14 protein-coding genes, 2 tRNA genes and 1 pseudogene are annotated in these 14,488 nt (G+C 59.5%); 2 read left to right on the forward strand and 15 right to left on the reverse strand.

Annotated features, from left to right (window positions below):
* Positions 1-42 precede the first annotated feature (42 nt).
* From PGR6_RS01380 to PGR6_RS01405, 7 genes and pseudogenes are all read right to left on the reverse strand, one after another.
* Positions 43-118: transfer RNA gene (locus PGR6_RS01380), tRNA-Thr, on the reverse strand.
* A gap of 78 nt (positions 119-196) precedes the next feature.
* Positions 197-361: pseudogene (locus tag PGR6_RS30095) on the reverse strand (FkbM family methyltransferase); the annotation flags it as partial.
* A gap of 337 nt (positions 362-698) precedes the next feature.
* Complete coding sequence (locus PGR6_RS01385; RefSeq protein WP_064615875.1) at positions 699-1,928, reverse strand: methyltransferase; 1,230 nt, start codon at positions 1,926-1,928, stop codon at positions 699-701.
* Complete coding sequence (locus PGR6_RS01390; RefSeq protein WP_007897471.1) at positions 1,909-2,598, reverse strand: ABC transporter permease; 690 nt, start codon at positions 2,596-2,598, stop codon at positions 1,909-1,911. The genes PGR6_RS01385 and PGR6_RS01390 overlap by 20 nt, the downstream gene beginning before the upstream one ends.
* The gene (locus PGR6_RS01395; protein ID WP_007939468.1) at positions 2,595-3,290 is read right to left on the reverse strand and encodes an ABC transporter permease; all 696 of its coding nucleotides are present in this window, start codon (positions 3,288-3,290) and stop codon (positions 2,595-2,597) included. The genes PGR6_RS01390 and PGR6_RS01395 overlap by 4 nt, the downstream gene beginning before the upstream one ends.
* Before the next feature lie 78 nt (positions 3,291-3,368).
* Positions 3,369-4,115 carry an ABC transporter substrate-binding protein gene (locus PGR6_RS01400; protein WP_018929227.1) on the reverse strand — a complete coding sequence of 249 codons (747 nt, stop codon included), beginning with the start codon at positions 4,113-4,115 and terminating at the stop codon, positions 3,369-3,371.
* A 13-nt stretch (positions 4,116-4,128) separates the two neighbouring features.
* A complete protein-coding gene (locus PGR6_RS01405; RefSeq protein ID WP_018929226.1) occupies positions 4,129-4,902 on the reverse strand; it encodes an ABC transporter ATP-binding protein in 774 nt (257 codons plus the stop codon).
* A gap of 553 nt (positions 4,903-5,455) precedes the next feature.
* Between PGR6_RS01405 and gabP the strand changes: the two genes are divergently transcribed.
* Positions 5,456-6,847 carry a GABA permease gene (gene gabP / locus PGR6_RS01410; protein ID WP_018929225.1) on the forward strand — a complete coding sequence of 464 codons (1,392 nt, stop codon included), beginning with the start codon at positions 5,456-5,458 and terminating at the stop codon, positions 6,845-6,847.
* A gap of 76 nt (positions 6,848-6,923) precedes the next feature.
* Here gabP and PGR6_RS01415 read toward each other — a convergent pair whose 3' ends face one another.
* The 4 genes from PGR6_RS01415 to PGR6_RS01430 form a co-directional block, all read right to left on the reverse strand.
* The gene (locus PGR6_RS01415; RefSeq protein WP_064615876.1) at positions 6,924-7,376 is read right to left on the reverse strand and encodes a hypothetical protein; all 453 of its coding nucleotides are present in this window, start codon (positions 7,374-7,376) and stop codon (positions 6,924-6,926) included.
* A 6-nt stretch (positions 7,377-7,382) separates the two neighbouring features.
* A complete protein-coding gene (locus tag PGR6_RS01420; protein WP_019581792.1) occupies positions 7,383-7,799 on the reverse strand; it encodes a hypothetical protein in 417 nt (138 codons plus the stop codon).
* Positions 7,800-7,836: 37 nt separating this feature from the next.
* Positions 7,837-8,811: an alpha/beta hydrolase family protein gene (locus tag PGR6_RS01425; protein ID WP_064615877.1), complete on the reverse strand. Its 975-nt coding sequence runs from the start codon at positions 8,809-8,811 to the stop codon at positions 7,837-7,839.
* A gap of 69 nt (positions 8,812-8,880) precedes the next feature.
* Positions 8,881-9,936 (reverse strand): PDDEXK nuclease domain-containing protein, encoded by a 1,056-nt coding sequence (locus tag PGR6_RS01430; RefSeq protein WP_064615878.1) that lies wholly within the window; start codon positions 9,934-9,936, stop codon positions 8,881-8,883.
* A gap of 260 nt (positions 9,937-10,196) precedes the next feature.
* On the opposite strand from PGR6_RS01430, the gene PGR6_RS01435 reads away from it, so the two are divergent.
* Complete coding sequence (locus PGR6_RS01435; RefSeq protein WP_064615879.1) at positions 10,197-10,646, forward strand: hypothetical protein; 450 nt, start codon at positions 10,197-10,199, stop codon at positions 10,644-10,646.
* Positions 10,647-10,730: 84 nt separating this feature from the next.
* Here PGR6_RS01435 and PGR6_RS01440 read toward each other — a convergent pair.
* The 4 genes from PGR6_RS01440 to PGR6_RS01455 form a co-directional block, all read right to left on the reverse strand.
* Positions 10,731-10,806 (reverse strand) — tRNA-Phe (locus tag PGR6_RS01440).
* A gap of 103 nt (positions 10,807-10,909) precedes the next feature.
* Entirely contained in the window at positions 10,910-11,182 is a 273-nt protein-coding gene (locus tag PGR6_RS01445) for an oxidative damage protection protein (RefSeq protein ID WP_018929219.1), read from the reverse strand.
* A complete protein-coding gene (gene mutY / locus PGR6_RS01450; protein ID WP_064615880.1) occupies positions 11,179-12,246 on the reverse strand; it encodes an A/G-specific adenine glycosylase in 1,068 nt (355 codons plus the stop codon). Before mutY ends, PGR6_RS01445 begins: the two co-directional genes overlap by 4 nt.
* Positions 12,243-14,477 carry an AsmA family protein gene (locus PGR6_RS01455; protein ID WP_064615881.1) on the reverse strand — a complete coding sequence of 745 codons (2,235 nt, stop codon included), beginning with the start codon at positions 14,475-14,477 and terminating at the stop codon, positions 12,243-12,245. The genes mutY and PGR6_RS01455 overlap by 4 nt, the downstream gene beginning before the upstream one ends.
* Positions 14,478-14,488 lie beyond the last annotated feature (11 nt).

Raw genomic sequence — 14,488 nt, forward strand, 5'->3', positions numbered from 1 at the left:
AACAACAAAGCCCTCGCATTTCTGCGAGGGCTTCGTTTTGTATGGTGCCGGCACCAGGAATCGAACCCGGGACCTACTGATTACAAGTCAGTTGCTCTACCATCTGAGCTATACCGGCGTGTCAGGGCGACGATTATAGCGATTGGGTTGGTTCTGTAAACCCCTGAATTCAGACTATTTTTGCGCAGGCTTTCGGTCAGGCGTGATGCAGTACTTTCTTGAGTTTCAGCAGGGTGCGCCAGGCTCGGCTGTTTTGCATCGCCCGCAGTTGCGCTTCGGCGTGTTCAGCGCGTTGCAGGGCGGCGGGGAGGTGGTTTTCGGTGTTGGTGACGGGGTGGCTGAATTGATGGCCTCTGCAGAACGTCACGGTCGAAGATTTTTCTTGTTCATGGCCGCACTGTCGGCGCCCTCGTATGCGTGTATAGCAAGGGGCATTGCCAGGCGCAATTTTTCGCCCGTGGTGTCCGGAATTCGGCGGTTATGTCGTTTTGATTTAATGCTTATGCACAACGGGCTGGCGGAATCTGCTTGATCATTGCGCTTTTGTGGACTCGTTCTCATTTGTCCGCAAATGCCTGTTTTACGGGTTTTTTATTTTTGTGAACAAAAAATGACCAGTAGTGTTTTAGGCGTAAAACAGCGTGGATATTGGATCCACGATAATTCCATCAACAGAGTTATCCACAGGTTGCGGCTGTTTAAGGGCGCTCTGCCAGGAGCAGGAAATTGCGCGGTGTGAGCGGGGATTCGCAGAAGGTGCCGAGACGAACGACATAACCCTGCTCAATGAGGAAAAGTGCCCGATCGAGTACCAGCCACAGCTCCAGAGGCCGTCGGAAAAGGCCTCGCAGCAGCTCCAGGTTGCGCACTTCGGCCAGTCGCTGCCAACCGGCGGCTTCCAGTTCGGTCCAATCTGGCGTGCCGACTGTGGATAAGTCTTTGAGTGCGGCCAGATCGCGGCAGTAATCGGCGAAGGGTTTGTCCAGCCAGGCGCTGGGCAGGGAAGGGGTGGGCAGGTATTCGTCGACACCGCGAAGTTGCCGTTGCAGCAGGTCGAACCCCAGGCGCCGAGCCATGGAGGTGTCGCGCTGGCGTCGGACGCGAGCGCCGGCGGTGACGGTTTCGCTCATCGGCAGCGCAAGATCATCGAGGGAAAGGTGTAGGTCGGAGCGCTCAGCCGCACAGGAAAGTGGCCGATAGGTGTTCAGACTGATCCGGTTGTAGCAGCACGGTGCGATGGCCAGTTGTTTGCAACCGGTGGCGCTGGCGAGCTGGATCAGTCGCACATGCAGATCCCCGCAGGCGTGCAGTGCTACGGGTGTGTGATCGGCATTCAATAAAGAGGCTGCGCCAGGCGCGAGTACATCCTGTTCGACATGCAGCGCATGCATTTGATGGCGCTGGCTGAGTGCCTGGCCGCTGGCGACCAGTGCCGGGTCGTATTCCAGGCAGGTCAGTTGTTGACCGGTTTGCAACAGGCGTCGCCCCAAATGGCCCTTGCCTGAACACCAGTCCAGCCAATGCGTCGGTGCACGGGCAAACTGCAAGCAACCTGCGAACGCTTCAATCTGCTGCCACTTGCGCCCTGGCACATCCACATTCAACCGATGGCCCGCCGCTTCGAGTGCACGAGCCGGCAATTCACCTACCGCACTCAGCTCAAGAGACATCGCTGCCAATGAAGCAAACGGCTCCGGTGCATCGAGCCAGCCAGGCTGGTTATGACTGTTTTCCGCATCTTCCAGCGACCGCCCGCGTAGCCACAACGCCAGTTCCGGGTAGGACGCTTCCCAGGGTAGTTGCAGATGGGTAAACGGTCGGGGCTTCCACAGCGCCTGATGCTCGATCAGAAAAGCATCCAGCGCAGCGAAGCGGGCGAGCAGGGTCTCGCCCGTCAGCACGCAGGCATCAACGCCCTTGGCAGGCATCGACGCGCAACCAGCGCTCCAGCAGCTTGAAGCCGCGCACCAGCACGTAAGCCATCAGCAGATAGAACATGCCCGCGGCGAAGAAGATCTCAACCGGCAGGTAGGTGCGAGCAATGATGGTGCGGGCCATGCCGGTCAGCTCCAGCAGGGTCACGGTACTGGCCAGGGCACTGGCCTTGAGCATCAGGATCACTTCGTTGCTGTACGCCGGCAGGCCGATACGCGCAGCACGTGGCAGCATGATGTAGAACAACGCCTTGGCCCGGGACATGCCCAGCGCCCGCGCCGCTTCGATCTCGCCCGGTGGAATCGCCTGGATCGCGCCACGCAGGATCTCGGCGATGTAGGCCGCGGTGTGCAAGGTCATGGTCGCGGTGGCGCACCAGAACGGATCGCGCAGGTACGGCCACATCGAGCTGTTACGCACCGCATCGAACTGCGCCAGGCCGTAGTAGACCAGGAACAGCTGAACCAGCAACGGCGTGCCACGGAAAAAGAAGATGTAGCCGTAGGGGAATGCCCGCACATACCAGAGTCGCGATGAGCGAGCGATGCCCAGCGGAATTGCCAGCAGCAACCCGGCAATCACGGCGATGGCCACCAGTTCCAGGGTCAGCGTCGCGCCCTGAGCCAGTTTTGGCAGCCACTTGATGATGACTTCCCAATTCATTGGGTGCTCCTCGCGAAGCCGCGAGCGGCACGTCGTTCCATAAAGTGCATGCCGGTCATGGCCAGAATGGTCAGGCCCAGGTACATGAAGGCAGCCACCATATAGAAGGTGAACGGTTGCTTGGACACGGTCACGCCGATTTGCGCGTGACGCATGATTTCTTCAAGGCCGATGACCGATACCAGCGCAGTGTCTTTCATCAGAATCATGAACAGATTGCCCAGGCCCGGCAGGGCGATGCGCCACATCTGCGGCATGATCAACTTGGTGAAGATGCGGAATTTCGACAGGCCCAGGGCCACACCGGCTTCACGGTGACCTTTGGGAATCGCCAGAATCGCCCCGCGAAACACTTCCGTGGCATAGGCGCCGAAACACAGCCCCAGTGCAATCACGCCGGCGGCAAAGGCGTTGAGTTCGAGCTCGGGGTTGCCGAAGAACTCACCCAGCGCACGCATCAGGTTGACTGTGCCGAAGTAGATCAACAGCACCCAGAGCAATTCCGGGATGCCGCGAACCAGCGTTGAATAAGTGCCGCCAAGCCATTGCAACGGCTTGTACGGGGAAGTCTTGGCCAAGGCGCCGAGCAGACCGAGCACCAGCCCCAGGCACAAGGCCGAGAGTGCCAGTTTCACAGTCATCAGTGCGCCAGCGGCGAGCGCCGGGCCGAATCCGTAGAGGTCGATAATCATGGATTTCTTTTCAAATCGCGGCAGGCAATGCCAAGGACTGGCGCCGTCAGCGAACGGCGCCGGTCGGGCAGGTCAGAATCAATAGATGCTGAACGGGAAGTACTTGTCGTTGATCTTCTTGTAGGTGCCGTCAGCGACGATTTCTTTCAGCGCAGCGTTCAGCTTTTCGCGGATCGGGTCGTTCTTGCGAACGGCGATACCGATCTTGTCGCTTTCTTCAACCGGGTCACCCTTGAATTCGTAAGGACGGCCGGCGTCGCTTTTCAGCCATTCATAGTTGACGTACTTGTCGGCCAGGATGCCGTCCAGACGACCGGAAGTCAGGTCCAGGTAAGCGTTTTCCTGGGTGTCGTAGAGTTTGACTTCGACGCCTTCCATGTTGTCTTCCAGCCAGGTGCCGGCCAGGGTCGCGCGTTGGGCCCCGATCACCTTGCCTTGCAGCGAAGCCTTGTCGGTCTTGAAGTCGACGTCTTTTTTGGCAATGAACTGCAGTTTGTTGGAGTAGTACGGTGCGGTGAAGTCCACCGCTTGCTTGCGCTCATCGGTGATCGACATCGAGGAGATCAGGAAGTCGAATTTCTTGGCGTTCAGGGCCGGGATGATGCCGTCCCAATCGGAGGTGACCACGGTGCACTCGACTTTCATCTTGGCGCACAAGGCGTCGCCGATGTCTTTGTCGAAGCCGACGACATTGCCACTGGCATCTTTATTGTTGAACGGCGGGTAGGCCGCTTCGATGCCCATCTTCAAGGTCTCGGCGGCGGCACCGGCGCTGAAGGCCAGGGTGACGGCCGCAGCCAGGAAGATCTTTTTGTAGTTCTGCATGCGGGTAGCTCCGTTAGCGGTTGCTGGACATGAATTGTTTGCAGCGCGCCGAAAGCGGGTTTTCGAACACCTGCTGCGGCGATCCTTGTTCTTCTACCAAGCCTTGGTGGAGGAACACCACTTCGCTGGAAACCTGACGGGCGAAGCCCATTTCATGGGTCACGAGCAGCATGGTGCGGCCTTCTTCGGCCAATGCGCGGATGACATTAAGTACTTCCTGGACCATTTCCGGGTCAAGGGCGGAGGTGGGTTCGTCGAACAGAATCACCTTGGGCTGCATCGCCAGGGTGCGGGCGATGGCCGCGCGTTGCTGCTGGCCGCCGGAGAGTTGTGCGGGGTAGGCGTGGCGCTTGTCAGCGATGCCGACCTTGGCCAGCAGGGCTTCGGCGACTTCGATGGCCTCGGCCTTGCTCTGACCGAGTACGCGGCGCGGGGCCTCGATGATGTTGTCGAGCACGGTCATGTGCGGCCAGAGATTAAAGTTTTGAAATACAAAACCGATCTCGCTGCGCAGGCGATTGATCTGTTTGCCGTCGGCAGCGACCAGTTCGCCGTTCTTGGCGGATTTGAGCTTGAGTTCTTCGCCGGCCACCAGGATCTGGCCCTGGTGCGGGTTTTCCAGCAAGTTGATGCAACGCAGGAACGTGGACTTGCCGGAACCGGAGGAGCCCAGGATCGAGATCACGTCGCCGTCGCGGGCGGTCAGCGAGATGCCTTTGAGCACCTCAAGCTGTCCGTAGCGTTTGTGCAAGTTGCGGATTTCAAGCGCGGGCGTGGCCTCAGCCATGTGCGTTCCTCATAGTGTGTTGCGCTCCTGCTGTTGGTCGCCTTCCTGGCGAGGCGGCCAAGCTAGCATAGCGTTCGAATGGCAGCCAACAGCGCTCGGGACGGTAAACGGATGGCGTGTGGCAGGTTGTCGCATCGGTACAGCAGACTGTCGCGCTGCTATCAACCGAACAGCCGTTTGAACCCGATGTGGTCCGGCTGTCCCGTAAAAAAAGGCGCGATGTTGCCAGCTTTGGCGGGGTGTTGGAAGCGCTAACCGGCCAAACGTTCCTGATCTGCACTTTTATTGTGCGCGCCTGCCTTTTTGGGTGTGTTTCCGGTGCATGGATTCGTTCCTGAAGTGGGTGGCAAGGTAACGCTCTGGCCAAATGCCATTAATCTCAATGACTTGCGATAAGCGCTCCATCGGCGCACAGGCCGCGTATACCGGGGGCGTGAAACATTTTGGCGCAATTATTGCGTGCAGAATAAGGAACACTCTGTTGGATTCTTTTTACGATAAGGGATTTTCAGGCAGGGTGGACTGAATCGATTTCCAGGCAAAGGTAGTTTCAATGAGCAGTACGCAAAGCTCCAATGGCCTCGAACAGGGGCTTAAACCGCGTCATGTGACCATGCTGTCGATCGCCGGGGTTATCGGTGCCGGCCTGTTCGTCGGCTCCGGCCACGCCATCGCCGCTGCAGGCCCGGCCGTGCTGTTGGCCTACGCTGCCGCCGGTGCGCTGGTGGTTCTGGTCATGCGCATGCTCGGCGAGATGGCCGTTGCATCGCCAGATACAGGCTCCTTCTCGACGTATGCCGATCGTGCGATCGGTCACTGGGCCGGTTTCACCATCGGCTGGCTCTACTGGTGGTTCTGGGTTTTGGTCATCCCGCTGGAAGCTAACGCTGCGGCGACCATTCTGCATGCCTGGTTCCCGAACGTGGCGATCTGGGCCTTCACCTTGGTCATCACGTTACTGCTGACGGTGACCAACCTGTTCAGCGTGAAGAACTATGGCGAGTTCGAGTTCTGGTTCGCCCTGGTCAAAGTCGTGGCGATCATCGGCTTTATCGGTCTGGGCATTCTGGCGATCTTCGGCCTCCTGCCCACCAGCCAGGTCAGCGGCGTGTCGCACTTGTTTGACACTCAAGGCTTCCTGCCAAACGGCATGGGCGCGGTGCTCGGCGCCATTCTGACCACCATGTTTTCCTTCATGGGCACCGAGATCGTGACCATCGCGGCCGCGGAATCGAAGAACCCTGGCCAGCAGATCTCCAAGGCCACCAACTCGGTCATCTGGCGGATTGGCTTGTTCTACCTCGTCTCCATTTTCATCGTTGTGGCCTTGGTGCCGTGGAACGACCCGATTCTGGCCAGCGTCGGTTCCTACCAGACCGTGCTGGAGCGCATGGGGATCCCGAATGCCAAGCTGATCGTTGATATCGTGGTTCTGGTCGCGGTCACCAGCTGCCTGAACTCCGCGCTCTACACCGCTTCGCGGATGATGTTCTCGCTGGGCAAACGCGGCGACGCGCCAGCCGTTTCCCAGCGCACCAATAGCAGTGGCACACCTTACTGGGCCGTGATGCTGTCGACCGCTGCGGCATTCCTTGCAGTCTTCGCCAACTACGTGGCCCCGGCTGCCGTGTTCGAATTCCTGCTGGCCAGCTCTGGCGCCATCGCGTTGCTGGTGTACCTGGTGATTGCATTTTCGCAACTGCGTATGCGCAAACAGCGCATGGCTCGTGGTGAAAAAATCGCCTTCAGCATGTGGCTGTTCCCGGGTCTGACCTACGCGGTGATCGTATTCATCATCGCCGCCCTGACCATCATGCTGTTCCAGGAAGCGCATCGCGTGGAGATCCTCGCGACGGGTCTGCTGAGCGTGTTGGTGGTGGCTGCCGGTTTGTTTGTGGCGCGTCGTCGCAAGCTGCAGAAACTGGGCGCTGTGGTGCTGAGCTGATCCGTACTGCGTAACGCAAAACGGCCGCTGTCAGTGATGACACGCGGCCGTTTTCAGTTCTGAAGAGGAGGCGTGTCTACTCGCCCTTTTCTTCCTGCGCATCCAGCGACTGACGATAACTGTCCAGCGCATCGCCAAAGTCAGTGATGAATTGCGGATCGGTCAGCCAGGCCTGGGCGGTATCGCGGTCCATGCCATCGGCCCACATGCGGTAGTCGATCAGCATGTCGGCGGCCAGGTGCGTGGCGGCCATGGCTTCGTTGTCGGCGTTTTCCATGTCCAGCAGTTCTGGATGGTCGCTGATGATGCCGGCGAGGTTCGACAGCAGGGTCAGCAGCATGTCGTTGCGGCTGGTGGCTTCGGCGTCACGCATTTTGCTGAACATCGCCAGGGTGTATTCCGGGATCGGCTCGCCGATCTCACCCAGGTCATCGTTCAGATCGGCAGGCTTTCTGCCGACCATGCGGATCTGTTTGGCTTTGGCCTTTGCGCGTTTGGCGCGTTTCTGTTGCTTATTCAGGGATGCCATGGGAACTCAGTGGGTTTTCTGTTGGGTTTGGGCCGCGATGGCGTCGGATGCCGCCACGTAATCAGCCTGGAAGGCCGGGGATTCGATCCACGCCAGGGCGCCTGCTTCGTCGGTCTCGGTGGACCATTGGCGGTATTCGATCAGCGCCGCGAGGATGAAGTCCATCGCGCCTTCTTCGCCTTCCTGTTCGTACACCAACTCCAGCAACGGGTCTTCAAGGAAGGCTGTGCACATGGCCTGCTGACTGGACTTTTCGGCGTCGATCATTTTTTTGAACAGTTCGGTCAGGTCCACCGATTCGAAGTCGATGCGATCGTCGTTCGGGTCCAGCTCGACCGGCGCGGCGGCCCGCTGGGTGCGGTTCTGCTTGGCCTTGGCTTTGGCGCGGGAGGCGCGTTTGTTCTGCTTGTTGGCGGAGGCCATGGGCGTCGTTCCGTATTTCGTTGAGAGGGTGCATCAATCAGTTGCGTGGCACTCGCCGCCCGGGTGTATCGGGGGCCAGCTCGCCGGTCTGCAGCCAGGACAATGCAATGGGCCATAGTGTGGCTTGGTATGCGCTGCGAAAAAAGGCGAAATGTCCGACTTCTTCTTCGCCGATGTCCTCAGGTGTGATTCTCAGGTGGGTATTTGTACTGCCGGTGAGGTAGCCAAGCAGGCGTTCTATGGCTGGAATCGTGCCGTAGGGGTCGTCGCTGAGGCTGATGGCCAGGGTTTGTGCGCTGACGTTGGCGAAGGGCAGTCGACCGGTTCTGGCGTGGATGAGGCGACCGCTGGGGCGTTTCTCATATCGGTTGCTGGGCGTGCTCCAGTCGCGAACCACGCCGGCGGGGGTGTCTTCGAGCCAACCCAGGCGTTTGCCGGGGAAGTAGCCGCAAAGCATCGTCATCAACGGCATCACCACGTGCCACTTGGCGAACATCCGCCAGCGATGAGCGGGGGCGTAGTCGCGCCAGTAAGCGAACTGCGCGCCCACTGTCACCAGGCGTCGGATCAAATGCCCGGAGGCCCCCAGCCCCGCAGCACAGCCGCCGAAGCTGTGGCCGACGACATTGATGGGTTGTCCTGCAAACTCGCGTTGCGCTCTTTGCAGCATCGCCTCGAAATCCAGCGCGCCCCAGTCGGACCATGAGGCCTCGAGCCCTTTCAACGATGCGGGACGCGACTCGCCGATGCCACGGTAGTCATAAGTGATCACGTCAAAGCCGTTGGCGAACAGGTAATCGGCGAAGCGCGAATAGTGTCGGCAACGGACAGAGGTGGCAGCGTTGACGATAACCACCGGGCGAGTTGGGTCTTGATGGGGGTGTCGCCAGGTGAAGCCGCCAAGGAGGAAGCCATCGGCGGCGGGCTCCCTGAAGGATTCGCCAGGTGTGCGGGTGGGCAACGGCAACTCGAGTTGCGTCGGGGCCAGTGAGGGTATGTCCTGTAAGTTCATTGGCTTTGAACCTTTGCGACCAGTTACTCACCATAGTCGTCATGCCGTTTATGAACAATCTGCCCGCGCTTATCGGGGGCGCTTGAGTAACCGCTCCTCAAGCACCGCCCATTCCCGATCCAGTTCTGTGCGAAGTTCCTCCTCACTCGGCAGCACCAGTCTGTAGGTACTTGCGAACAGTTGTTCGTTGCCTTGCAGCACTGAATAGCGCACCACCGATTCATCTTTTTGCGCGCAGAGAATGAGGCCGACGGTGGGGCCGTCCTCCGGTCCGCGCTTGAGGTCGTCGTACATGCGTACATACATGTCCATCTGGCCGACATCCTGGTGAGTCAGTACGCCGCGCTTGAGGTCGAAGATGACGAAGCACTTGAGCAGGTAGTTGTAGAACACCAGGTCGATGTAGAAGTCTCTGCTGTCGGTACTGATACGTTGCTGGCGAGCGATGAAGGCGAAGCCTTTGCCCAGTTCGAGCAGAAAACCCTGGAGTTGATCGATCAGTGCTTGCTCAAGATCGCTTTCCTGAACCCGGCCTGCATTGGGCAGGCCGAGAAACTCGAGCAGCACCGGATCCCGGATGAAATCCCGAGGGCTGGCGTTCATTTGCTGGATGTTGATGGCGGCTTCCTGTTTGACGGGAGACCGGTCGCGACTCGCCAGCAGGCGCTCGTAGTAGAGGGTGTTGATCTGACGCTCGAGGGCGCGACTTGACCAGTTCTGGAGCGCTGATTCGTTCATGTACCAGTGGCGAGCGTTGTCGTTGTCGACTCGCAGCAGCCTGCGGTAGTGGGTCCAGCTCAATTCGTGACGCAGCGCGTCACGAATCGGGAATGCTTGATAGAACTGGCGCATGTAACGGAGATTAGAGGCGTCGAAGCCTTTCCCAAACTCCGCTGTCAGTGTATGCGCCAGTGTCGACAGCAGCTGCTTGCCATAAGCCGCCCTCCGAGCCCCCTCCTGCTCGAACTCCACGATATGCCGGCCGATCTGCCAACAGGTTTGCACCTGAACGGTATCGACCGCGCGCAGCACCTTTTGGCGCGCTTCACGGATCAGCTCGCCCAGACTGCCGAGCAGTGAAGCCATTTTTGGATCTTGAGTGTTATCGGGTTCGAGGTGGCTCATGACATCTTCCGCAGCTGGAAACAGACGCAAGAGGATGGCAGGAGAGCGATAGTCGACGATGCCGGGCGCTGCTGATAAGTCGGAAGGAATTACCGGATTCGTCTTGCAGGACACCACCGACTACAGCTCGTACTTGAGGAGCAAATCGTGTAGTCCGATTCGCAGTGAACCCAATTCCGAATCGATCTAAAACTTGAGTATTCGGCGATAAATCTAAAAGGAGTAACGAGTGGGTTCTACGTAACCCGGGAGTCGCCATCATGAAGTACGTCCATTCATTCATGCTGCCCATCGCCGCTGTCGGCGTACTGCTGTTGCCAATCGCGCTTAACGCCGCCAGCCTTGAGCCAATTGACAGCTCGGCCGTGCAAGTCCAGCAGCAACAACAAAACGGGATTACCTACCTGTCCGGGGGGATTGGAGAGGACGAGGCTAAAGCCATTCAGCAAACCAAGGGCTACAACCTGCACATGACATTCTCCACCGGGCCTCAGGACGAATACGTTCCCGATGTGGATCTGGTTATTCAGAAAGCCGCAGGGCAGACCGTGCTGACACTGAGTGAGGCTGGGCCGTTGGTTTACGTTCAGCTGCCTGCCGGCAAGTACACCGTTATCGCCACGCATAAAGGTGAGGTGCGGCGTGATACGGCGGATGTGGGCAGTGGTGCCGCTCGCAATCTGGTTTTCCACTGGGGCGGTCAAAACTAGTCAGGAGAGGTGGCTTGCGTGATGTCCGATTAAATCGCAGGCATAAAAAAACCCTGAATCTTGCGATTCAGGGTTTTCGGTATTTGGTGCCCAGAGACGGAATCGAACCGCCGACACGGGGATTTTCAATCCCCTGCTCTACCGACTGAGCTATCTGGGCAACGGGGCGCATTAAACGGGTTTTTCAGGGGGTCGTCAAGCAAGTTTTCAAAAAATATTTAATTATTACCGTCGCTTACGTGCCGACCCCGGATTTTGATCAATTATTGAGCAGGTGGAACGTAGCCTTCAGCCTTGGCGTATTCCTCGCCGGAAAAGTATTTGTCCATCTCACCCTGAAGGTATTTGCGGTCTTCGGCGTTCATCATGTTCAGGCGTTTTTCGTTGATCAGCAGGGTCTGGTGTTTCTGCCAGTCGGCCCAGGCCTTGGCCGAGACGTGGTCAAAAATGTCCTGACCTTTTGCACCCGGGAATGGAGCGCGCTCCAGGGCGGGCAGTTCTTCTTTGTACTTGCGGCACATGATGGTGCGGGTCATGACGACTCTCCTGCGTTCAATACGGCGGCCGCGCGCTCGAGCAAGGTTTTGACCGGGGCGGCAAGGCCCAGGCGCGGCGGGGTGGCGAGGTTATACCAGAGCCAGTCGGCCTCGGCCACGTGATGGCCGGCCTCCTGGACCTGCACCAGCCAGGGTTCGATGGATAATTGAAAGTGACTGAAGGTGTGCACCAGGTTCGGCAGTGCCTGCTGGCTGCCCAGTTCCAGCGAGTGCTGCGAAGCCAGATGTTGCAGGTCGTCGAGGTCATCGAGTTCCGGCAGGCTCCAGAGACCGCCCCACAGGCCCGTGGAAGGGCGTCGGTAAAGCAGAATCGCGCCGTCGCCGTTGGCGAGCATCGGCATCAGCGTGCGCTTCTGTGGCACCGCTTTGCGTGGCTTGGGGATCGGGTAGCGGGTTTCCAGGCCGAGCATGTGTGCTTCGCAGCCCTTTTTCAGTGGGCAGAGCAGGCAGCTCGGCTTGCTGCGGGTGCAGAGCGTGGCGCCCAGATCCATCATCGCCTGGGTGTAGGCGTTGACCCGATCATGCGGCGTGAAGCGCTCAGCGTTCGCCCACAGCTGTTTGGCGACCTTCGGCTCGCCCGGATAACCCTCTTGCGCAGTAAAGCGCGCCAGCACCCGTTTGACGTTGCCGTCGAGGATCGGCGCGCGGATACCCATGCTCAGGCTGGCAATCGCCCCGGCGGTGGACAGGCCGATACCCGGCAGCTCGGTGAGTTTTTCCACATCACGGGGAAACTCGCCGCCATATTCGGCGACCACAATCTTCGCGGTCTTTTGCAGGTTGCGCGCGCGAGTGTAGTAACCGAGGCCGGTCCACAGGTGCAGTACCTCGTCTTCCGGTGCTGCGGCCAAGGCTTCGACGGTTGGCAGCGAGGCCATGAACCGGTCGAAGTAGTTCAGCACCGTGCTGACCTGGGTCTGCTGCAACATGATTTCCGAGACCCACACCCGATAAGGGGTGATGCCCTGTTGCCAAGGCAAATCGTGGCGGCCATGGCGGTCGTACCAATCCAGCACGGCCGTTGAAAACTGCTCGGCTCTCATCGCTTGAACAGCCCCTTGAGCGCGTTTTTCAGTTCCGGGCTGACTTTATCGCCAAGCTTCTCGTCGATTTTTTCGCTGATGTGCTCGCCGGCCAGTTTGCTGGCGACCTGGCTCATGCGTTCGCTGTCGAGGCGGCAAGCCTTGGCGCCCAGCTCCAGCGGGCCACGGCAGCGCAGCGGCCATTCGATGCCGACGAATTTCTCGCCGACCTGACAAGCCGGGTCCGGCATGTCGCTCTTGTCGCCTTCGACGATGATGCCCAGGCGGTAATCCATGCCCAGCACCCGCAGGTCGATGTCGCCGTTACCGTTCACGGTCATGCCTGGGACGCGCACTTTCAGGTCCGGGTTATTGGCCACGCCGTTGCGCAAAGTCAGGTTGCCCTTGAGCTCCTCGAAGGGCGTGTCCTTGCCCCGTGGTTCGCCACTGAGGGTTTTGCGATTCAGGGTGGCGATGCCTTTGCACAGTTGTTGCTCAAGGTTGGCATTGAGCAGCATGCCGTTGTTGATGACGAAGCTGGCGTTGCCGTTGAGACTGTCGATCAGCGCGCTCTCGCTATTGCCACTGCCGGTCAGGGTGCTGTTGAGCGTGACCTGGCCTTTGACCGGTGGATTTTTCCCCTGGCCCTCGAGGATTTTCTCCACCGGCACGTTGTTGATGCGCGTCTGTATGTTCAGCGCTGGCACTTGCTGGCGCACATCCAGGGTGCCCTTGGCTTCGAAGTTACCGTCGTACAGATCGCCGCGCAGGTTCTCCAGGGTCAGCAGGCCGCCCTGGCCGTTGGCCTTGAGCACCGCGTTCTGGATCGGCAGTTTGTCGAGGGTCAGTTGGCCGAAGGTCAGGTCGGCGTCCACGTCGAGTTTGCTCAGGCGCTCCACCGGGAACAAGCGGTCGCTGCTCCACGGGCCTTTGGTCGGTGATGGCGGCAGCGGTGTGCTGCCAGGGCCGGCCAGGGCATCGGCTTCGGTGCTGGCCACTTCGGCCTTGCGTACCTGAGTTGCGCTGTTGGCTTCGGCGGATTTCGGCGGCAGGTAACGGTCGACGTTGAAGGTGTCAGCCTTGAGGGTTGCCCGCAGCGATTGCTTGGCGAAGTCTTCGATGGCGATGCGGCCGCTGAAGTTGCTGTCGTCAAGTTTCAGGTTGATGTTATCGAGCGACAGGCTGGTTGGCGTGCCGGCAACCTGGCTGACCAGTTCAACTTTGCTCAGGCTACCTTCGGCCATTGCCGGGAGTTTCTGGCCGATGCTGTCGACGAATTTCGCCAGGTCGAATTGGGCAATCGACAGGCCGCCGCTGATTTGCGGGGTCTTGTCGAGGTCGTTGGCTTTCAGTTCACCCAAGGCGCGCAACTGGTTGGCGGAGATCTTGATGCCAGTCCATTCGGCGACGTTGGCGGCTTTGTCCAGCAGCAACTGACCTTGAGCGGCGAAGGTCATGGTCTTGCCTTGCAGCGGATCGCCAGCGACTTCGCCGGAGAGTTTCATGTCTTCGAACTTGTAGCGTTGCAGCGCCCGCTCGAAGCGCAGCTCGCCAGCCAGCTCGGTCCGCACCCGCAGAACTGGTTGGTTGGTGCCCAGGAACGCCGTGAGTTTGACCGGGATGTTGGTCGAGTCATGGACCGGGCCAGTACTCAGCTGGATGCTTTCGGCGCTGAACTGCTTGCCGGTTTTTTCGTCGCTGTACTCAACGCGGGCGTTGTTGACGGTCAGGCTGTCGATGTCCAGGCGGACCGGCTGAGCCGGTTTTTCGGCCTGGGCGGTGGTCGTTGGTGCGGGTTCGCCGGTGGTGGCGGGCGTTGTGGTCGAGGTCGTCGCAGCCGCAGGTGCCGGCACCTTGCCGATGTCTTCCCAGTTGCCATGGCCGTCCTTGTCACGGTTCAGGCGCAGGTTCAGGCCTTCGACGCGCACATCGCTCATCTGCACTTCGCGGCGCAGCAGCGGAATCACGCGGACCGACAGACCGAGCATCTGCAGGTCGGCAAACGGCTCGGTGGGCTTGGCCAGGGTCGCCACACTGGCTTCGTGTAATTCCAGGCCCAGCCAGGGGAACAGGCTCCAGCCGATATCGCCATTGAGCGTCAGCTCGATGTGGGCCTTGTCGCGGGCAATCTGGCGAATCTCGTCTTTATAGTCGTTGGGATCGAAGAGGTGGGTCAGGGCAAAGCCCAGCGCCACAATGATCAGCAACAGCCCGAGAAGTACCAGACCCAGGATTTTGCCGAACGCTTTCATGGGCGAGTCCT

The sequence above is a fragment of the Pseudomonas sp. GR 6-02 genome (assembly GCF_001655615.1).
Classification (GTDB): domain Bacteria; phylum Pseudomonadota; class Gammaproteobacteria; order Pseudomonadales; family Pseudomonadaceae; genus Aquipseudomonas.